We start from the raw sequence: 19,968 nt of genomic DNA, 5'->3' as shown, positions 1-19,968 counted from the left end.
CGATTAGGTGAACCTAACCTTACCCGCCGGACAGGTGCCGCAAAAGTGCGAAGGGGCGCGGATCGCATGTGATCCGCGCCCCAAGGCATGCGCTAGGAACTACTGGTCGCGGTACATCTCCGCGACGAGGAACGCCAGGTCCAGCGACTGGCTGCGGTTGAGGCGCGGGTCGCAGGCCGTCTCGTAGCGCTGGTGGAGGTCGTCGACGAAGATCTCGTCGCCGCCGCCGACGCACTCGGTGACGTCGTCACCGGTCAGCTCGACGTGGATGCCGCCGGGGTGGGTGCCGAGGGCCTTGTGGACCTCGAAGAAGCCCTTGACCTCGTCGAGCACGTCGTCGAAGCGGCGGGTCTTGTGGCCGGAGGCCGCCTCGAAGGTGTTGCCGTGCATCGGGTCGGTCACCCAGGCCACCACCGCGCCGGACGCCGTGACCTTCTCGACCAGCTCGGGGAGCTTGTCGCGGACCTTGTCGGCGCCCATGCGGACGACGAACGTCAGCCGGCCGGGCTCCCGGTCGGGGTCGAGGCGCTCGACGTACTGGAGCGCCTCCTCCGCCGTGGTCGTCGGGCCGAGCTTGATGCCGACCGGGTTGCGGATCTTGGACGCGAACTCGATGTGCGCGTGGTCCAGCTGGCGCGTGCGCTCGCCGATCCACACCATGTGCGCGGAGACGTCGTACAGCTTGCCCGTGCGGGAGTCGACGCGGGTCAGCGCCGACTCGTAGTCCATGAGGAGCGCCTCGTGGGACGAGTAGAACTCGACCGTCTTGAACTCCTCCGGGTCGGTCCCGCAGGCCCGCATGAAGTTCAGGGCGTTGTCGATCTCGCGCGCGAGCTGCTCGTAGCGCTGGCCGGACGGCGAGGACTTCACGAAGTCCTGGTTCCAGGCGTGCACCTGGCGCAGGTCGGCGTAGCCACCGGTGGTGAAGGCGCGCACCAGGTTCAGCGTGGACGCGGAGGCGTGGTACATCCGCTTCAGCCGCTCGGGGTCCGGGATACGGGCCTCTTCGGTGAAGTCGAAGCCGTTCACCGAGTCGCCCCGGTAGGTCGGCAGGGTCACGCCGTCGCGGGTCTCGGTCGGCTTGGAGCGCGGCTTGGAGTACTGGCCGGCGATCCGGCCGACCTTCACGACCGGCACGGAGGCGGCGTACGTCAGCACGGCGCCCATCTGGAGGAGCGTCTTCAGCTTGGCGCGGATCTGCTCGGCGCCGACCGCGTCGAACGCCTCGGCGCAGTCACCGCCCTGGAGAAGGAACGCCTCCCCCTTGGCGACGGCGGCCAGCCGGCTGCGCAGCTGGTCGCACTCGCCCGCGAAGACGAGCGGCGGATACGACTCGAGCTCCGCGATCACCTTGCGCAGCGCCTCGGTGTCGGGGTACTCGGGCTGCTGCGCCGCGGGCAGGTCGCGCCAGGTCGCCAGCGCGGCGACGGCTTGGGAATCAGCGTTCACGGTCACAGGGTCACCCTACGGGGTCGTGTCGATCGAATTTCGCACGGCTCGAAAGGTGAGACGCCGGAGAGGGAGGGTGGGACATCCGGGTGCGGTAGGGTGCGGCACATGTTCGCGCACTCGACCCGTAACTGGTGGTGGACCGCTCCCCCGGCGGCCCGCTGATCTGCGCGTACATCCCACAGGCCGCCCCGAGAGGCGGCCTTCGTGTTTCCCAGGGGTCCGTCTCTCCTCCCGATCCGTGAGTTCCCGAAACCGCGAGTTCCCGATCCGCGAGAGAGAGCACACCCCATGGACCTCCTGCACGACACCCGCCCCTTCGCGCTCCTGCGCCGCCGCACCCCGGGCCACGACGACACCGTCGAGCTGCTGATCGGCCCGACCCGGGTGTACGACCGGCTCGCCGACCTCCCCGACCAGGGCCTCGCCCTCATCCCGTTCCGGCAGATCCGCGAGCGCGGTTTCGACGTCCGTGACGACGGCACCCCGCTGACCGTCCTGCTCCCGGAGGAGACCCGCACCTACACGCCTGCCGAGGCGCTCGCCGCCCTGCCCTCCCACGACGTCCGTGTGACCGGCGGCCGTTTCGACGTCGACGACGAGGAGTACGCGGAGATCGTCGGGCGGGTCCTGCGCGACGAGATCGGCAGCGGGGAGGGGGCGAACTTCGTGATCCGGCGGACGTACGAGGGGGAGATCGAGGGTTTCGGGCGGGCCGACGCGCTCGCCCTCTTCCGGCGGCTCCTCGAAGGGGAGCGGGGCGCGTACTGGACGTTCGTCGTGCACACCGGGGAGCGGACGCTCGTCGGCGCGTCCCCGGAGGTGCATGTCCGGATGTCCGGCGGGACGGTCGTCATGAACCCGATCAGCGGGACGTACCGCTATCCGGCCGAGGGGCCGACGCCGGAGCATCTGCTGGGGTTCCTCGCGGACGGCAAGGAGATCGAGGAGCTGTCGATGGTCGTCGACGAGGAGCTCAAGATGATGTGCACGGTCGGGGACATGGGCGGGGTGGTGATCGGGCCCCGGCTGAAGGAGATGGCCCATCTCGCGCACACGGAGTACGAGTTGCGCGGGAAGTCCTCGCTGGACGTCCGTGAGGTGCTGCGCGAGACCATGTTCGCGGCGACCGTCACGGGGTCGCCGGTGCAGAACGCGTGCCGGGTCATCGAGCGGCACGAGTCCGGGGGGCGGGGGTACTACGCGGGTGCGCTGGCGCTGCTGGGGCGGGACGCCGGGGGTGCGCAGACCCTGGACTCGCCGATCCTGATCCGGACCGCCGACATCTCGGAGGCCGGTCGGCTGCGGGTCTCCGTCGGGGCGACGCTCGTCCGCGGGTCCGATCCGGCGGGCGAGGTGGCGGAGACGCACGCGAAGGCGGCGGGGGTGCTGGCGGCGCTGGGGGTACGGCCGTCCCGGCCGCGGGCCGAGCGGGGGCGTCCGCGGCTGGCCGACGATCCCCGGGTGCGGGCCGCGCTGGACTCGCGGCGGGGGTCGCTGGCGCCGTTCTGGCTGCGGATGCAGGAGCAGGCTCCCGAGCTCACGGGGGATGCGCTGATCGTCGACGGGGAGGACACGTTCACCGCGATGCTCGCGCATGTGCTCCGCACGAACGGGCTCGCCGTGAGCGTCCGGCGCTATGACGAGCCCGGGCTCCGCGAGACCGTGCTCGCGCACCCCGGGCCCGTCGTCCTCGGCCCCGGGCCCGGCGATCCGTCCGACCTCGGGGACCCCAAGATGCGGGTCCTGCGGGGGCTCGCCTCCGATCTGCTGCGCGGGCACCGGCACGGGGTGCTGGGCGTGTGCCTCGGCCACGAACTGATCGCCGCCGAGCTGGGGATGGAGATCGTGCGGAAGGAGGTGCCGTTCCAGGGGGCCCAGGTGGAGATCGATCTGTTCGGGAGGACGGAGACGGTCGGCTTCTACAACAGCTTCGTGGCGCGGTTCCGTGAGGTGGCGGGGGTCGAGGTGAGCCAGGCCGGGAACGGGGAGGTGCACGCGCTGCGCGGGGCCGGGTTCGCGGGGGTGCAGTTCCATCCCGAGTCGGTGCTGACGATCAACGGAGCGGAGATCGTGCGGGAGCTGATGGGGGCGCTGAGGCCGGTCGGCTAGCCGAAGAAGACGCCGACCTCCTCGTACAGCTTCGGGTCCACCGTCTTGAGTTTCTCCGTCGCCGCCGCGAGCGGTACGCGGACGATGTCCGTGCCTCTGAGGGCGACCATCACGCCGTGGTCGCCCTCGTGGACCGCGTCGATCGCGTGGAGGCCGAAGCGGGTGGCGAGCCAGCGGTCGAAGGGGCTGGGGGTGCCGCCGCGCTGGACGTGGCCGAGGACGGTCGTGCGGGCCTCGTTGCCGGTGCGTTTCTCGATCTGTTTGGCCAGCCATTCGCCGACGCCGGAGAGGCGGACATGGCCGAAGGAGTCCAGGGACTCGTCCTTCAGGACCAGGTCGCCGTCCTTCGGCATGGCGCCTTCGGCCACGACCACGATCGGGGCGTACGAGGCGCGGAAGCGGGACGTCACCCAGGCGCAGACCTGGTCGACGTCGAAGCGCTGCTCGGGGATGAGGATCGCGTTGGCGCCGCCGGCGAGGCCGGAGTGCAGGGCGATCCAGCCGGCGTGACGGCCCATGACCTCGACGACGAGGACCCGCATGTGGGACTCGGCGGTGGTGTGGAGGCGGTCGATGGCCTCGGTGGCTATCCCGACGGCCGTGTCGAAGCCGAAGGTGTAGTCCGTGGCGGAGAGGTCGTTGTCGATGGTCTTGGGGACGCCGACACAGGGGATGCCCTCCTCCGCGGAGAGGCGGGCGGCGACGCCGAGGGTGTCCTCGCCGCCGATGACGATCAGCGCGCCGATCCGCTGCCGCTCCAGCGTCGCCCTGATGCGGCCGACACCGTCGTCCTCCCGGTAGGGGTTCGTGCGGGAGGAGCCGAGGATCGTGCCGCCGCGGGGCAGGATGCCGCGGACGGCGGGGATGCCGAGGGGGATCGACCGGCCCTCCATCGGCCCGCGCCAGCCGTCCCGGAAACCGATGAATTCATGGCCGTACTCCTGGACGCCCTTGCGGACGACCGCGCGGATGACGGCGTTGAGGCCGGGGCAGTCGCCGCCCCCGGTCAGTACTCCGACGCGCATGGACGAGTCCCTTCGTCACACGGTTCTGACGGAGTGTCAGTCTCGCGCGCGGTTCACTCGTCGTCGAGACCCCGCTCGATGGCGTAGCGGACGAGCTCGACGCGGTTGTGGAGCTGGAGCTTGCCGAGGGTGTTCTGTACGTGGTTCTGGACCGTGCGGTGGGATATGACGAGGCGTTCGGCTATCTGCTTGTAGCTGAGCCCCTTCGCGACGAGCCGCAGCACCTCGGTCTCCCGGTCGGTCAGCCGGGGCGCGTCGGGCTGGTCGCCGCCCGAGGCGGGCGCCGGGTCGGTGGCGAGGCGGCGGTACTCGCCGAGGACGAGCCCGGCGAGGCCCGGCGTGAAGACCGGGTCCCCGACGGCCGTCCGCCGCACCGCGTCCAGCAGCTCTTCCGTGGACGCCGACTTCAGCAGGTAGCCCGTCGCCCCCGACTTCACCGCCTCCAGCACGTCCGCGTGCTCCCCGCTCGCCGACAGCACCAGCACCCGCAGCGCCGGATTCGCCGCGACGACCTCCTTGCAGACCTGGACGCCGGGCTTCGCCGGCAGGTTGAGGTCGAGGACGATGACGTCGGGCACGGCGGCCTTCGCGCGCCGGACCGCCTGCTCGCCGTCCCCGGCGGTGGCGACGACGTCGAAGCCGTTCTCCGCGAGGTCCCGGGCGACCGCGTCGCGCCACATGGGGTGGTCGTCGACCACCATGACCTTGATGACGCCGCTCATCGGCTCCCCTTCTTCGGCACGGTCAGCTCCACTTCGGTGCCCTGTCCGGGCGTCGAGACCAGCTCGGCGCGCCCGCCGAGGTCGCGCAGCCGGCCCCGGATCGACTGGGCGACCCCGAGCCGCCCCTCCCCTTCGGCCTGCACGAGCCGTCCCTCGGGGATGCCGGGACCGTCGTCCCGGACCGTGACGATCACCTCGTCCGGCTCGTCCTCCACGAGAATCCACGCCTGCGCGCCGTCACCGGCGTGTCTGCGCACATTGTCCAGGGCGGCGCCGACGGCGGCGGCCAGTTCGCGTGCGGCGGCCGGCGGCAGCACGACCGGCGCGCCGGGCTCGGCGAGGCTGACACGGGCGGCGGCGTACCGGGCGAGCAGGGTCCGCAGATCGACGGGGCCGTCGCCGTCGTCTTCTTCGGGTTCCTCCATGAGCCGTACGACGGCCCCCTCGGCGAGGTCCTCCGAGACCCGGGAGACGGGGGTGAGCCCTCCGGAGACGAGTGTCCTGAGCGCCACCTCCTGCTCACCGGCCATCCGCCCCAGCTCGGCGGCCTCCCCGCCGATGACCGCGCCCCGGCGCTGCACCATGGCCAGCACCTGGAGCACGCTGTCGTGGATGTCCCGCGCGAGGCGCTCGCGTTCACGGGTCGCGGCCTCGATCTCCAGGGCGCGGGCGAGGGTGCGCTCGGAGGCGCGGGCGACCTCGACGACGTACCCGATGGCGATGGAGGCGACCCAGACGAGGATCACGTTGTGGACGGTGTCGTGGGCCGGGGTGCCGCGCTCGACGAGGTTGGCGACCGCGACCGGCGTCGAGGCGAAGGCCGCCCAGCGCCAGCCGCCCTTGATGGCGAACGCGAGGACCGAGCCGGCCGTCCAGATCGACGGGAGCGTGGGTCCGCCGGCGTCGATCGTCGCGTCCGTCACGGCGAGCGGGGTGAGGAGGATGCCGCCGACCGCGATGGTCAGGTCGGCGGTGAGGAAGCGTTTCGTGCAGTTCGCGGCGCTCGCGACCCTGGGGAGGGTGGCGAGCGTCCATATGCACAGCAGCGGGTAGTAGGCGAACGCGACCTCGGGCCGGTCGAAGTCGTCGTAGTTGCTGATGAACAGGCCGACGGCGTACAGCATCGTCAGGACGCGATAGCCGCTGAGCGCCCGCCACAGCGGCTGCTCGACCGACATGCGCATGACGCGCGCTCGTTTGGGCATGTCCCCCACTCCCCCCGAAGTCCTACCGCGACCTTATTCGGCCTTCTCCTTCTTGGCCGCCCTCTCGGCCTTGGCGGCGTCGGAGAGCCGGCGCTTGGCGGCGGTGGCGTAGATGTCGACGTACTCCTGGCCGGAGAGCTTCATGATCTCGTACATGACCTCGTCGGTGAGGGCGCGCAGGACGAAGCGGTCCTGGTCCATGCCGTCGTAGCGGGAGAAGTCGAGGGGCTTGCCGATGCGGATGCCGGGGCGCATCAGTTTGGGCACGACCTGGCCGGGCGGCTGGATCTTCTCCGTGTCGATCATCGCCACGGGGATGACGGGCGCGCCGGTCGCGAGGGCGACGCGGGCGAGGCCGCCGGGCTTGCCCCGGTAGAGCCGGCCGTCGGGCGAGCGGGTGCCCTCGGGGTAGATCCCGAACAGCTCGCCGCGCTCCAGGACCTCGATACCGCTCCTGATCGCGGCCTCACCGGCGCCGCGCGCGCCCGAGCGGTCCACGGGGAGCTGGCCGACGCCCTTGAAGAACGCGGCGGTGAGCCGGCCCTTCACACCCGGGGTGGTGAAGTACTCGGCCTTCGCGATGAACGTCACCTTGCGGTCGAGGACCGCGGGCAGGAAGAACGAGTCGGAGAACGAGAGGTGGTTGCTCGCCAGGATCGCGGGCCCCTCGGCGGGGATGTTCTCCAGGCCCTCCACCCAGGGTCTGAAGGTGACCTTCAGCGGTCCCCCGATAGCGACCTTCATCGCGCCGTACAACAACCGAGTGCCTCCTGTTTGTGTCGAACAGACCTTAACCCGGAGGACGCCGGAACCGGCCGACGGGCCTGGTCGGTGTCAGTGCGGTCGCGTACCGTGAACCACACGTCCCGCCCTTTGCCCAGCCCTTGGGCCCGCCCTTTAAAAATCGAGACAAGACAACAAGACAAGAGGAGACCGAAGTGCCGGTCCTTCCCGGAGCAGAGCCGTTCCGCCACGAGGGCGGAGAGGTCGGCGTCCTGCTCTGCCACGGCTTCACCGGTTCCCCCCAGTCGCTGCGCCCCTGGGGACAGCGCCTCGCGGAACACGGCCTGACGGTCTCGCTCCCGCTCCTGCCCGGCCACGGCACCCGCTGGCAGGACATGGCCCTCACCGGCTGGCCCGACTGGTACGCCGAGCTGGACCGCGAGCTGCGCACCCTGCGCGAGCGGTGTACGACGGTGTTCGTCGCCGGTCTCTCCATGGGCGGCGCCCTCGCCCTGCGCCTCGCCGCGAAGCACGGCGCCGACATCGCGGGCGTGGTCGTCGTCAACCCGGCGAACAAGGTGCACGGCCTCGCCGCGCACGCCCTCCCGGTGGCCCGTCACCTGATCCGTACGACCCCGGGCATCGCCAGCGACATCGCGAAGGAGGGCGCCGAGGAGGTCGGGTACGACCGGGTCCCGCTGCACAGCGCGCACTCCCTGCGGAACGCGCTGCGCAAGCTGGACGGCGAGCTGCCCCGGGTGACCCAGCCGGTGCTGCTCCTGCGGTCCGCGCAGGACCATGTGGTCCCGTCGGCGGACTCCGCCCGGATCTTGAGCCGGATCTCGTCGTTGGACGTGCGCGAGGTCGTGTTGGAACAGAGCTACCACGTCGCGACGTTGGACCACGACGCGGACCGTGTCGTCGAGGAGAGCATCGCGTTCATCGACCGGCTCGCAGCTGACAGGGGTGTCGCCGAGGAAGGGACGACGGCAGGTGGCTGAGCACGACTCCGATCGCGAGGACAACGCGGAGCCGGAGGAGCAACACGTCCCGTTCGACGAGGAGGCGGCCTGGGCCGCTATCGTCGCCGGGTACGGGGACGAGCCCAAGGACCCGCCGGGCGCGAGGCCGTTCAAGTCCGTGGAGGACCTCGCGCTGCTCGAAGCGCGGACCAACGACGACGAGAAGCCCTCGCCTCCGGAGACGGCGTCCGACGGGACGCCGACCGCGGAGACTCCCGCTTCGGACTCTCCCGGCGACAAGCCGCTCGGCGGTTCCGTGACGTTCGCGCCCGGGGTCGCCGCCGGGCCGGGGCCGCGCGACTACTCGCCGGCCGAGCCCGGCGAGGACGACCTCGGGGAGGACGACGAAGGGCACTTCGTGCCGCCCGAGCCGCCACCGCTGCCCGAGGCCGACGCGACCGCGAAGTTCGCGTGGCTCGCGGTCGTCGGGGGGCCGGTGCTGCTGCTGCTCGCCGTGCTCCTCGGCTGGGACATGACGTGGTGGCTCGCGACGATCGGAATCGGCGGGTTCCTCGGGGGGTTCGCGACGCTGGTGATGCGGATGCGGACGGACGAGGAGGGGGACGACGACCCCGGGCGGGGTGCGGTCGTCTAGTTGCCGGGGACGTCGTCTAGTTGCCGGGGATTCTGAGGGTGGCCAGGACCGGGAGGTGGTCCGTGGCCGCCCTCAGGTCGTTCCCGGTGATGCCGGGGAAGTCCTTCGGGACGCCCGCGGTGAGGACCTCGATGCCCTTCGTGGCGAAGATGGCGTCGATCCTGCTGTCCGGGGCGGTCGAGGGGAAGGTGTGTTCCGTGCCCCAGGGGGCCGTGACCCAGGTGTCCTGGAGGGTCTCCGCGAGGCGGCCGAAGGAGCGGCCCGTGGGGGGTTCGTTGATGTCGCCGCCCGCGATCGCGTGGTCCACGCCGAGGCCGGCGAGCCTGTCCAGGAGGGTGGCCGTCTGGTCGTAGCGCTCCTCCTCGACCAGGGAGAGGTGGGTGCTGAGGACGCCGAGGCGGGCGCCGCCGATGCGGACGACCGCCGTCGCGAAGCCGCGTCGGTGGTTGCCGGTGGTGAGGGGGAGGAGGACGTCCTCGGTGCGCTCCACCGTCGTGCGGAGGGAGCAGAGGATCGCCGGGCCCGCCGCTGTGCCGCCGCCGGTGAGGACGACCAGGTCCGCGGCCCTTGCCAGGCGGGCGAGTTTCTTGCGCCAGCGGAAGAAGCGGGGGGCTTCCTGGAGGAGGACCAGGTCGGGGGTGGCGGCCTTGATGATGCGGGCGAGTGCGGGGGTGTCGTCCCTCATCGAGCGGATGTTGTAGGTGAGTACGCGGATGGTGGGGGGCAGGGGCATGGGCGTCAATTTACGCCTAAGGGGGAGGGGCGCTGAGGTTGTGCGCGAGTACCGGTTGTGTGTGGTTGCTCGCGCAGTTCCCCGCGCCCCTGAAAAGACAAAAGCCATACGGTTACGCCCGTTAAGGAGCGATCCCTACATGATCGGGTCGGGTTCTCTTGCCAGGTCCGCCGCCCCCACCAACCCCGCCTCGTTGCCCAGGCTCGCCGCCAGTACGTCCGCCACCGGGCGCCAATTTCCGCCTACCAGCCACCTCTTGTACGACTTCCGGATCGGGTCGAGGACCAACTCGCCCTCGTCCGAGAGACCGCCGCCGATGATGAACGCCGACGGGTCGAACAGCGACGCCAGGTCGGCCAACCCCGCGCCCACCCACCTCGCCAGCTCGCGGTACGAGTCGACGGCGACCGGGTCGCCCTGCCTCGCCGCCATCGAGATGTGCTTGCCCTCGATGCCGTCGGGGGTGGTGTCGCCGAGGGCGAGGAGGATCTCCGCGTTCTCGGGGGCCGCGTTGGCGCGCTGCTTGGCGTAGCGGACGAGGGCACGGCCGGAGGCGTACTGCTCCCAGCAGCCCTGGGAGCCGCAGCCGCAGAGCAGGCCGTCCGGGACCATCCGGATGTGGCCGAACTCGGCTGCGACGCCGAAGTGCCCCCGGCGCAGCTTGTTGCCGATGATGATGCCGCCGCCGAGGCCGGTGCCGAGGGTGATGCAGATGACGTTGCGGTGGCCCTTGCCGGCGCCGAACTTGTACTCGCCCCAGGCGGCGGCGTTCGCGTCGTTCTCGACGACGACGGGGAGGCCGGTGCGCTGCTCGACCTTCTCCTTCAGCGGCTCGTTGCGCCAGTCGATGTTCGGCGCGAAGTAGACCGTCGAGCGCTGGCGGTTGACGTAACCGGCGGCACCGATGCCGACCCCCACGATCTCGTGCCCTGCGCGCGCTCCCTCGACGGCGGAGGCGATGGCGTCCACGATGCCCTCGGGCGTGCCCGGGGTCGGCACTTTGTGGGTCGAAAGGATGGTGCCTTCCTCGTCGACCACGCCGGCCGCGATCTTCGTGCCGCCGATGTCGACGCCGATGGTGAGTCCCATGAATCCCTCAGTTCGGTCGAGCCCCGCTATGGGCCACCGTACCGGAGGGGGGTGTCAGTCCACGTCGATGCGCTGGCCCGGACCCGTTCCGTCGCCCTTGTCTCCGTTGCCTCCGTCGTCGGCGGCGCGCTTGTCGTCGCTCTTCGTCCAGCGGGTCTCCTGCTGCTGGACGGCGGAGCGGTACGCGGCGAGGAGTTCGCTGCCGGCGGCGGCGAGGTGGTCGAAGACGTCCGGGTTGCGTTCGACGACCGGTTCGACGACGGCCTTGGCCTGCTGGACGACCTGGCGGACGACCTGCTGCGCGGCCGGTCCCGCGACCGCGCCGAGCAGGGGAGACTGGAGACCGCCGAGCTTGTCGGAGACGGCGTCGAAGAGTTTGCGCAGTTCCTCGCCGGCCGAGCCGGGGGGTGGGCCGTACTGGGCGCGGCGGCGGGCCTTCTCCGCGGCGAGGTCCTCCTCGCAGGCGGTGGCCCAGGCGTCGTCGTCCGTCGCGCGGGGCGTCTCCTCGACCGCCTCACGGGGCTCGCTGTCGTCGCTGCTCATGACGTCTCCCTACGGCTCGTCCTACGACGGTACCCGAACGGCGGTACGTCCTTCACCGCTCCCGGGGCCACAAGTCGGGATCGGGCGCGAACCGTACCCTCAGCTCGCCGTCCCGCAGCGAGGCGCCTTCGACCGTGCAGCGCCGCAGGGCCGAGGGGAGGGCGACGATACGCCGGAACTGCCCGGCGGTGACGACGAGTTCGTCCCCTCTGCGGATCAGGTCCAGCTCGCCGCGTACGGCGCCGGGGAGCGGGAGCGTCCACCCGAACGTGCCGTCCTGTTCGGTGACGGGCCACTCGACGGGGGGTGTCGGGGGTGCGGCAGGGGGGACGGCGAGGGCGCGCAGGTCGTCGAGGCCGCGCGGGTCCGTGCCGAGGTGGGCGACCGGTTCGGCGTCCCACTCCGCCAGGACTTTGCGCTGCTGGGCGGCGAGGCCCGCGAGCCAGCCGTCCTCGTCCGGTACGACCCGGTTGGCGATCAGCGCCTCCACGGGGAGCTGTCGCAGGGCGAGGCCGAGGCGGGCGTCCCGTACGGCGTCGTACCCTGCGGGTCCCGGTTCGGCGACGAGCCTCACACCGGTGCCGGGATCGGCCAACACGGCTTCCACGGCGGCGAGTTCCACGTCCCATTTGCTCGCCGTCTCGTACAGCCACTCCGCCGGCATCGGAACCCCGGCGAGCCGTCCCAGAACCGGCCGCAGGGCGCGTGCGGCTTGCCGTTCGGCGGGGAGGAGCCGCCGGATGTACCGGCGCAGTTCCTCGGGCAGGGCGAGGAGGGTGAGCGCCTGGGGTGTCGCCGGCAGATCCACGACGACCAGTTCGAACCGCTCCGACAGGGCGGCGTCCCGCAGGGCCCGCAGGAGATTGAGTTCCTCCGCGCCGGGCAGGACGGTCATCTCCTCGGCTTCGAGCCGCGACGCCCCCAGCAGATCGAGGGCGCCGGTCGCCTTCTCCTGGAACCGGAGGAAGTCGTCCCGGAAACCGGCGGAGGCGTCGGGCCGCCAGGCGGTGAGGCACTCGTTGACCGCGAAGGGCTTCTCCCCGGTGACCACCCCGAGCGCGGCTCCCAGACCGTCCCCCCGGTCAGCACTGAGGACGAGGGTCCGCGTGCCTTCGAGGGAGGCGGCAAGGGCGGTGGCGGCAGCGATAGTCGTACGACCGGCCCCGCCGGGCCCGGTGACCAAGAGAGTGCGCATGAGGATCAACGCTAACGGTTGACTTGCGACTACCGGTCAGTGGTGGCTGATCGCACCCGGCCTACTCGCCGTTCTCCACCCTCTTCTTCAACCCCGCCAGCGCCCGGTCGATGATGACCTTCTCGGCCTTGCGCTTGATCATGCCCAGCATGGGGATCTTGACGTCGACGGTGAGGCGGTAGGTGACCTCGGTGGACTTCGCGCCGGACGGCTTGAGGGCGTACGACCCGTCGAGGGAGCGCAGCATCTGGGACTTGACGAGGGTCCAGGAGACCTCGTTCTCGCCGGTCCAGGTGTACGCGAGGGTCTGGTCGTCCTTGATCGCGCCGGCGTCCATGACGAGCCGGACCTCCTCGGCGCGGCCGGAGGTGTCCGACTTGAGGACCTCCGCCTCCTTCACCTCACCGGTCCAGTCCGGGTAACGGGCGAAGTCGGCGATGACCGCCATGACGTCGGCCGGTGCCGCCTCGATCGTGATGCTCGAACTGGTGTGTTCCGCCATCGCCGGGACTCCTCCAGATGCGGACCGGAAAGAAGGGTGCGCGTGAAGGCTACCGCGCGCATGACCTGCCGCCTTCACGCCCCTCACCACTCCAGGACGTACGGCCTCCCGGACCCCGCGAAGTGGCCGACGTTGACGCATTCGGTGGCGCCGACCCGCATGCGCCGCGCGAGCGGCTGGTGGACGTGGCCGAAGAGGGAGTAGCGGGGCCGGGTCCGCCGGATCGCGTCGAGGAGGGCCCGGCTGCCCCGCTCGAAGCGGCGCGCGACGGTGTCGTAGACGAGTTCCGGCACCTCCGGCGGGATGTGGCTGCACAGGACGTCGACGGAGCCGAGGGCCTCGACCTTCGCGGCGTACTCCTCGTCGGAGATCTCGAAGGGCGTGTTCATGGGCGTGCGCAGCCCCCCGCCGACGAACCCGAACGTCCGCCCGCCGATCTCGACGACCTCGCCGTCGAGGACGGTCGTGCCGGGAGCGGCGTACTCCTTCCAGAGCGCGGGCATGTCGACGTTCCCGTAGGTGGCGTACGTGGGCGTCGGGAACGCGGCGAAGAGTTCGGCGTACTGCCCCCGGACGGCGGTCTCGATGACGGTCGCGCGGTCGCCGTCGACCTGGGACCAGAGCCGCCGGCCGAGCTCACGGGCCTCGTCGAAGCGGCGCTCGGTGCGCAGGGAGACCAGCCGGCTCGCGTTCTCCGCGCCGAAGAGGTCGGGGAAGATGCCGCGGGAGTGGTCGGCGTAGTCGAGGAAGAGGATCAGATCGCCCAGACAGACGAGCGCGTCGGCGCCCTCCCCGGCGCGCGCGAGGTCCCGCGCGTTGCCGTGGACGTCACTCACCACGTGGATGCGTGTGGATGCCATGGCGATCAAGGGTAGGCGGGATGGCGGCAGGTGAACAGCGACGTCCACGCCCGCTGTTACTGGCCGGTCAGTAAGCCGGTGGACTACCGTACGCACAGCAGTACCCGAGAGGTGTGACACGGCGAACATCTCGGCCGGACCCCCTGTCGAAGTCGCCATACCGGCGGGTAACGTCCGGCCAGTCCGCCGGCGCCCTATGAGGAGCAGCAGTCTTGCGCGAGTTCAGCCTTCCGGCTTTGTACGAGGTCCCTGCGGACGGCAACCTGACGGACATCGTCCGCAGAAACGCCGCGCAGCACCCGGACGTCGCCGTGATCGCCCGCAAGGTGGGCACCGTCTGGCAGGACGTGACGGCGACGGAGTTCCTCGCCGAGGTGCACGCCGCGGCGAAGGGCCTGATCGCGGCCGGGGTCGAGCCGGGCGACCGGGTCGGGCTGATGTCGCGCACCCGGTACGAGTGGACGCTCCTGGACTTCGCGATCTGGAGCGCCGGCGCCGTCACGGTCCCGGTGTACGAGACCAGCTCGCCGGAGCAGATCGGCTGGATTCTCTCCGACTCGGGCGCGACGGCCTGCGTCGTGGAGCTGGACTCGCACACGGCGGCCGTGGAGTCGGTGCGCGCGTCGCTGCCCGCCCTCAAGCACGTCTGGCAGATCGAGGCCGGCGGCGTCGAGGAGCTGGGCCGGCTCGGCGCGGACGTGCCGGACACGACGGTCGACGAGCGCAGCGCGCGGGCGAAGGCGGACGACCCGGCGACGATCGTCTACACCTCGGGGACGACGGGCCGCCCCAAGGGCTGTGTCCTGACGCACCGGAGTTTCTTCGCGGAGTGCGGGAACGTCGTGGAGCGGCTGCGCCCGCTGTTCCGCACCGGCGAGTGCAGTGTGCTGCTGTTCCTGCCGCTGGCGCACGTCTTCGGGCGGCTCGTGCAGATCGCGCCGATGATGGCGCCGATCAAGCTGGGCAACCTGCCGGACATCAAGAACCTGACGGACGAGCTGGCCTCCTTCCGGCCGACGCTGATCCTGGGCGTGCCGCGGGTCTTCGAGAAGGTCTACAACTCGGCGCGCGCGAAGGCGCAGGCCGACGGCAAGGGCGCGATCTTCGACAAGGCGGCGGACACGGCGATCGCCTACAGCAAGGCGCTGGACCTGCCGTCGGGTCCGCCGCTGGGGCTGAAGATCAAGCACAAGGTGTTCGACAAGCTCGTCTACAGCAAGCTGCGCGCGGTCCTCGGCGGCCGGGGCGAGTACGCGATCTCCGGGGGCGCCCCGCTCGGCGAGCGGCTCGGGCACTTCTTCCGGGGCATCGGCTTCACGGTCCTGGAGGGCTACGGCCTGACCGAGTCCTGTGCGGCGACGGCGTTCAACCCCTGGGACCGGCAGAAGATCGGTACGGTCGGCCAGCCGCTGCCCGGGTCGGTCGTCAGGATCGCGGACGACGGCGAGGTGCTGCTGCACGGCGAGCACCTGTTCAAGGAGTACTGGAACAACCCGGCGGCGACCGCCGAGGCGCTGGCCGACAACTGGTTCCACACCGGGGACATCGGCACCCTCGACGAGGACGGCTACCTCTCGATCACCGGCCGCAAGAAGGAGATCATCGTCACCGCGGGCGGCAAGAACGTCGCCCCGGCGGTGATCGAGGACCGTATCCGGGCGCACGCGCTGGTCGCGGAGTGCATGGTCGTCGGGGACGGCCGGCCGTTCGTGGCCGCGCTGGTCACCATCGACGACGAGTTCCTGGGCCGCTGGGCCGCCGACCACGGCAAGCCGGCGGACTCCACCGCGGCGTCGCTGCGTGACGACCCGGATCTCCTCGCGGCGATCCAGACGGCGGTCGACGACGGCAACGCCGCGGTGTCGAAAGCGGAATCGGTGCGGAAGTTCCGCATTCTCTCCTCCCAGTTCACGGAGGACTCGGGCCACCTCACCCCGTCGCTGAAGCTCAAGCGGAACGTGGTGGCGAAGGACTACGCGGGCGAGATCGAGGCGATCTACGCCAAGTAGTGTGCTGTCGCACAGCCGTTCATGGCGCGGTGTCCTCCACGAGGACCCGCGCCATCGTGCGTTCGGCGAGCGCGGTGATCGTGACGAACGGGTTCACGCCGATGTTGCCGGGCACGAGCGAGCCGTCGGTGACGTACAGCCGTGAATACCCTTTCACTCTCCCGTAGTTGTCGGTCGCTTTGCCCAGCACGCAGCCGCCCAGCGGGTGGTAGCAGAAGTCGTCCGCGAAGACCTTGCTGGGCGTGCCGAACAGGTCGTACCGGTAGATCGTCGAGTTGGCCGCGTTGATCCGGTCGAACAGCTTCTTCGCCATCGCGACGGACACAGCGCTCTGGGCGGCACCCCAGCTCAGGCTCAGCGCACCATTGGTGTACGACAGGGTCGCGCGCTCCGGGTTCTTCGTGATCGCCAGATACAGGCTCACCCAGTTCTCCAGCCCCGTCGGCAGCGGGGCCATCTCGGCGAAGACCGGGTTGTCGGTGTTGGCCCAGTCGTCGATGCCCATGACCGGCATCGTCGACTGGTTGGCGCCGGTCGTGTCCCACAGGTGGTTGGCGCGGCCCAGCATGACGTTGCCGTTGGTGCCCCAGCCCGCGCCGACGCTCGCGTCCAGGGCGGGGAGGGTGCCCGACTGACGGGCCTTGACGAGGAGTTCGGTGGTGCCGAGGCTGCCGCCGCCGAGGAACAGGTAGGTGCAGCCGTACTGTTTCGTCTCGACGACCGCGCCCGTGTCGTCGATCCGGCTCGCGCTGAGCACCCAGCTCCCGTCGCTCGCGCGGCTGACGGCGGTGACCTTCTCCATGGTGTGGATGGTGACGTTGCCCGTGCCGAGGGCGGAGGCGAGGTACGTCTTGTCGAGGCTGCGCTTGCCGTAGTTGTTGCCGTAGATGACCTCCTGGCCGAGGGCCGACTTCGTCGCCGTGCCCGCCGCCTCCCGCTGCATGTAGGCGAAGTCGTAGACGCTGGGCACGAACGTCGTCTTCAGGCCGGTGTTGACGGCGGCCTTGCGGGCCGTGCGGCTGAACTTGTACCACTCCGTCGACTCGAACCAGGCGGGGTCGACGGTGTTCACGCCGAGCATCGCGTTGGCGCGGGGGAAGTAGGTGCCGTACATCTCCGTCGCGTCGACCGTGGGGAACTGCTCGGTGAAGTACGCCCGGTTGGGGGTGACGGCCATCGAGCCGTTCACGAGGGAGCCGCCGCCGACCCCGCGGCCGACGTAGACCGACATGTTCGCGAACTTCACGCGGTCGAGGACGCCGGGGTAGGGGGTGATGTCCTTGTTGACGACGTCCAGCCAGAGGAAGCTCGCGAGAGGGGCCTCGGTGCGGGACTTGAACCACATCGAGCGTTTGTCGGGGTTGGCGGTGTTGCAGAAGACCTTGCCGTCCGCTCCCGGGGTGTTCCAGGCGCGGCCCATTTCGAGGACGAGGGTGCGGATGCCGGCCTGGGCGAGCCGGAGGGCGGCGACGGCCCCGCCGTAGCCCGAACCGACCACGATCGCCGGGGAGTTGTCGACGGCCTCGGCCTCCTCCGCGTGGGCCGCCTGGAGGGAGATACGGGTGATGCCGAGGGTGGCAGCCGTCTGGAGGGCGGCCATGCCGAGGATCTGGCGTCTACTGAGCTGACGTTGTGTCAGTTTTCCTGTCATATGCGGAGCATGGGCGGAGTCCCGGGTTCCGGCTAGAGAAGTGTCCGCAACTTTTCCGCCAAGAGGTCCCAGCGCCATTTCTCTTCCACCCAGCGGCGCCCCCGCTCCCCCATCCGCCTCCGCAGCTCCCCGTCCCCCAGCAGCACGGCGATCCGCTCGGCCGTCTCCTCGGCCGACTCCCCCCGTACGACCCACCCGGTCTCGCCGTCCAGCACCGCGTCCGGGGCGCCCCCCGAGTCCCCGGCGACGACGGGCAGTCCGGTCGCCGACGCCTCCAGGTAGACGATGCCGAGCCCCTCGACGTCGAGGCCGCCCCGCCTGGTCCGGCAGGGCATCGCGAAGACGTCCCCGGCGCCGTAGTGGGCGGGCAGCTCCCCCCACGGCACGGTCCCGGTGAACCGCACGGAGTCCGAAACCCCGGTCTCCGCGGCCAACTTGTGCAAGTCACGCTCGTAGGGCCCGCCCCCGACGATCAGCAGGACGGCGTCCGGCTCGGCCTTCAGGATCAGCGGCATCGCGCGGATCAGCGTGTCCTGGCCCTTGCGCGGCACGAGCCGCGACACGCACACGACCACCGGCCGGTCGGTGAGCCCCAGCCGTGCCCGGACCTCCGCGCCGCCCGACCCCGGATGGAACGTCTTCTCGTCGACCCCGGGCGGGAGTTGGACCATCCGCGCAGCCGCCTCGGCCGACAGCGCCCCGGCGATCCTCGACCGCGTGTACTCGCCGAGGTAGGTGATCGTGTCCGTCGACTCCCCGATCCTGCGCAACAGGCTCCGGGCCGCCGGGAGTTGCGCCCACCCCGCCTCGTGCCCGTGCGTCGTCGCGACCAGCGTCCGCGCGCCCGCCCTGCGCAGCGCCGGAGCCATCAGGCCCAGCGGGGCCGCCGCGCCGAACCACACGGACGTACAGCCGTGTTCGCGCAGGAGGGACACCGCGCGCCGGGTCGCCGCCGGGGTGGGGAGCAGCATCGTCGTACGGTCCCGGACGACCGTGAACGGCTGCTCGGCGTCGAAGGCGGCAGTCGCCTCGACGCCCTCGCGGGTCCGCTTCCAGGTCGACGCGTAGACGACGAGGTCGGCGGGGTCGAGGCGCAGGGCCATGTTGTGGAGGAACGCCTGGATACCGCCGGGGCGGGGCGGGAAGTCGTTGGTGACGACGAGGGTCTTGTGCATCGCGGCCGACTGTAACGGACGCACGGCACCCACCCGCCCGCCCGTCCCCGGCCCTGCCTCACGGCTCTCCCACAGTCCCCCGGGGCAGGATGTGGCCCACACTCCGATCATGGACGGACAGGGGCGAAGGTGGAGATCACGGGCGTACGGCGACCGCCGACCGGACTGCTGGTCACCTGGGGGGGTCACCCGGCTGCTCCTGCTGCTGTTCGTCTTCCGCGTCCTGCTCTTCCCGGGCCCGGACGTGACGACGGACGTGTCGGTGATCTACCAGGGCTGGTACGGCGTCCTGCGCACCGGCACGTTCCCGCTGCACGACGTCACCTGGCAGTACCCGCCCGCCGCCGCCCTGCCGATCCTCGCGCCGGCGCTGGTCCCGGGCCTCGGCTACGCGTCCGCGTTCTTCCTGCTGGCCTTCGCCGCCGACCTCGCCGTCCTGACGCTCCTCCTGACCGCCGCCCACCGCCCCGGCCGGTCCCGGCGCGGGGTGTGGGTGTGGGTCGCGGGGGTGGCGCTGCTCGGGCCGACGGCGTACTCCCGGTACGACGTGATGGTGACCGCCGTCGCGGTCGCGGCGCTCCTCGCGGGGGTGCGGCGGCCCCGGGTGGCGGGGGCGCTGATCGGGTTCGGGGCGCTGCTGAAGGTGTGGCCGGCGCTGCTGCTCGCGGGGGTCGTGCGGCGCCGGGTGTGGGGGGCGGCGGCGGTGACCGTGCTCGTGGTGGCGGGCGGGTTCGCGGTGGCGATGCCGGGGGCGTTCTCGTTCGTGACGTTCCAGCGGGACCGGGGGACGGAGGTCGAGTCGCTGGGGGCGCTGGTGTTCCATGTGGCGCGGCGGTTCGGGTGGAGCGGGGAGGTGCTGTTCCACTACGGGTCGCTGGAGTTCGTGGGGCCCGGGGTGACGGCGGTGAGCACGGCCGCGCTGTTCCTGACGTCGGCCGCCTTCGGCTGGCTCCTGCTGTGGCGTCTGACGGCCCGCCGCTTCTCCCTGCACACCCCGGCGGACGCGGCCTTCACCGCCGTCCTCCTCTTCACCCTCTCCAGCCGGGTCATCAGCCCCCAGTACCTCCTGTGGCTCCTCGGCACGGCGGCCGTCTGCCTCTGCTTCCGGGCCACCCGCATGACCCTCCCGGCGGTCCTGGTGGTGGCCGCGTCGGCGCTGACGACCCTGGAGTTCCCGGTCCACTTCGACGACGTCGTGGCGAGCACCCCCCTCGGCGTCACCCTGATCCTCCTGCGCAACGCCCTCCTCCTCACCGCCGCCCTCACCGCCTGCACCCACCTCTGGCGCTCCACGGCCCCCCGCCCCAAGCCCCTCCCGGTCCCGCCCCAGCCGACCCGGGCGAAGATCCCGTCCTGAG

18 protein-coding genes and 1 pseudogene are annotated in these 19,968 nt (G+C 71.1%); 6 read left to right on the top strand and 13 right to left on the bottom strand.

Annotated elements, in window-relative coordinates; all coding sequences use genetic code 11:
• Positions 1-99: 99 nt before the first annotated feature.
• Entirely contained in the window at positions 100-1,449 is a 1,350-nt protein-coding gene (locus tag ABZX85_RS29560; RefSeq protein ID WP_355874902.1) for a class II 3-deoxy-7-phosphoheptulonate synthase, read from the bottom strand.
• A 108-nt stretch (positions 1,450-1,557) separates the two neighbouring features.
• Between ABZX85_RS29560 and ABZX85_RS29555 the strand changes: the two genes are divergently transcribed.
• On the top strand, positions 1,558-1,614 hold the full coding sequence (locus ABZX85_RS29555) for a trp operon leader peptide (protein ID WP_107502881.1): 57 nt from the start codon (positions 1,558-1,560) through the stop codon (positions 1,612-1,614).
• 126 nt (positions 1,615-1,740) lie between these two features.
• Positions 1,741-3,561, top strand: a complete 1,821-nt coding sequence (locus tag ABZX85_RS29550) for an anthranilate synthase family protein (RefSeq protein ID WP_355874899.1) — start codon at positions 1,741-1,743, stop codon at positions 3,559-3,561.
• Here the strand turns inward: ABZX85_RS29550 and ABZX85_RS29545 are convergent.
• Genes ABZX85_RS29545 through ABZX85_RS29530 form a run of 4 tightly spaced genes read right to left on the bottom strand, consistent with a single transcriptional unit; the run spans position 3,558 to position 7,257 of the window.
• On the bottom strand, positions 3,558-4,586 hold the full coding sequence (locus tag ABZX85_RS29545) for a 6-phosphofructokinase (protein ID WP_355874896.1): 1,029 nt from the start codon (positions 4,584-4,586) through the stop codon (positions 3,558-3,560). The two genes, ABZX85_RS29550 and ABZX85_RS29545, sit on opposite strands and share 4 nt — an antisense overlap.
• A 53-nt stretch (positions 4,587-4,639) precedes the next feature.
• On the bottom strand, positions 4,640-5,308 hold the full coding sequence (locus ABZX85_RS29540) for a response regulator transcription factor (protein WP_355874893.1): 669 nt from the start codon (positions 5,306-5,308) through the stop codon (positions 4,640-4,642).
• On the bottom strand, positions 5,305-6,513 hold the full coding sequence (locus ABZX85_RS29535) for a DUF5931 domain-containing protein (protein ID WP_355874890.1): 1,209 nt from the start codon (positions 6,511-6,513) through the stop codon (positions 5,305-5,307). Before ABZX85_RS29535 ends, ABZX85_RS29540 begins: the two co-directional genes overlap by 4 nt.
• 33 nt (positions 6,514-6,546) lie before the next feature.
• Positions 6,547-7,257 (bottom strand): lysophospholipid acyltransferase family protein, encoded by a 711-nt coding sequence (locus tag ABZX85_RS29530; RefSeq protein WP_355874887.1) that lies wholly within the window; start codon positions 7,255-7,257, stop codon positions 6,547-6,549.
• Between the two features lie 194 nt (positions 7,258-7,451).
• On the opposite strand from ABZX85_RS29530, the gene ABZX85_RS29525 reads away from it, so the two are divergent.
• Positions 7,452-8,237, top strand: coding sequence for an alpha/beta fold hydrolase (locus ABZX85_RS29525; protein ID WP_355874884.1), 786 nt, complete (start codon positions 7,452-7,454; stop codon positions 8,235-8,237).
• Entirely contained in the window at positions 8,230-8,853 is a 624-nt protein-coding gene (locus tag ABZX85_RS29520) for a hypothetical protein (RefSeq protein ID WP_355874881.1), read from the top strand. Before ABZX85_RS29525 ends, ABZX85_RS29520 begins: the two co-directional genes overlap by 8 nt.
• Before the next feature lie 16 nt (positions 8,854-8,869).
• Here the strand turns inward: ABZX85_RS29520 and ABZX85_RS29515 are convergent, their stop codons facing one another.
• The 6 genes from ABZX85_RS29515 to ABZX85_RS29490 all read right to left on the bottom strand — a co-directional run bounded on the left by ABZX85_RS29515 (position 8,870) and on the right by ABZX85_RS29490 (position 13,775).
• A complete protein-coding gene (locus ABZX85_RS29515) occupies positions 8,870-9,586 on the bottom strand; it encodes an endonuclease/exonuclease/phosphatase family protein (protein ID WP_355874878.1) in 717 nt (238 codons plus the stop codon).
• Between the two features lie 135 nt (positions 9,587-9,721).
• Positions 9,722-10,675 carry an ROK family glucokinase gene (locus ABZX85_RS29510; RefSeq protein WP_355874875.1) on the bottom strand — a complete coding sequence of 318 codons (954 nt, stop codon included), beginning with the start codon at positions 10,673-10,675 and terminating at the stop codon, positions 9,722-9,724.
• Positions 10,676-10,729: 54 nt separating this feature from the next.
• Positions 10,730-11,218 (bottom strand): DUF5304 domain-containing protein, encoded by a 489-nt coding sequence (locus ABZX85_RS29505; protein ID WP_355874873.1) that lies wholly within the window; start codon positions 11,216-11,218, stop codon positions 10,730-10,732.
• 52 nt (positions 11,219-11,270) lie between these two features.
• Positions 11,271-12,413, bottom strand: a complete 1,143-nt coding sequence (locus tag ABZX85_RS29500; protein WP_355874870.1) for an ArsA-related P-loop ATPase — start codon at positions 12,411-12,413, stop codon at positions 11,271-11,273.
• A gap of 61 nt (positions 12,414-12,474) precedes the next feature.
• Positions 12,475-12,915: an SRPBCC family protein gene (locus tag ABZX85_RS29495; RefSeq protein ID WP_355874867.1), complete on the bottom strand. Its 441-nt coding sequence runs from the start codon at positions 12,913-12,915 to the stop codon at positions 12,475-12,477.
• 83 nt (positions 12,916-12,998) lie between these two features.
• Positions 12,999-13,775 carry a metallophosphoesterase gene (locus ABZX85_RS29490; RefSeq protein WP_355874864.1) on the bottom strand — a complete coding sequence of 259 codons (777 nt, stop codon included), beginning with the start codon at positions 13,773-13,775 and terminating at the stop codon, positions 12,999-13,001.
• Positions 13,776-13,987: 212 nt separating this feature from the next.
• On the opposite strand from ABZX85_RS29490, the gene ABZX85_RS29485 reads away from it, so the two are divergent.
• Entirely contained in the window at positions 13,988-15,784 is a 1,797-nt protein-coding gene (locus ABZX85_RS29485) for an AMP-dependent synthetase/ligase (protein ID WP_355874861.1), read from the top strand.
• 19 nt (positions 15,785-15,803) lie between these two features.
• Here the strand turns inward: ABZX85_RS29485 and ABZX85_RS29480 are convergent, their stop codons facing one another.
• Positions 15,804-17,384: a GMC oxidoreductase gene (locus tag ABZX85_RS29480; RefSeq protein WP_355875323.1), complete on the bottom strand. Its 1,581-nt coding sequence runs from the start codon at positions 17,382-17,384 to the stop codon at positions 15,804-15,806.
• A gap of 83 nt (positions 17,385-17,467) precedes the next feature.
• Positions 17,468-18,610 (bottom strand): glycosyltransferase family 4 protein, encoded by a 1,143-nt coding sequence (locus ABZX85_RS29475; RefSeq protein ID WP_355874859.1) that lies wholly within the window; start codon positions 18,608-18,610, stop codon positions 17,468-17,470.
• Between the two features lie 129 nt (positions 18,611-18,739).
• Here ABZX85_RS29475 and ABZX85_RS29470 point away from each other — a divergent pair.
• Positions 18,740-19,967, top strand: a pseudogene (locus ABZX85_RS29470) (glycosyltransferase 87 family protein).
• The last annotated feature ends 1 nt before the right edge of the window (position 19,968 follow it).

The organism is Streptomyces sp. NPDC004539, assembly GCF_040610055.1.
GTDB lineage: Bacteria > Actinomycetota > Actinomycetes > Streptomycetales > Streptomycetaceae > Streptomyces.
Note: the sequence above shows the minus strand (reverse complement) of the source record. Positions and strands in the feature narration are given on the sequence as shown.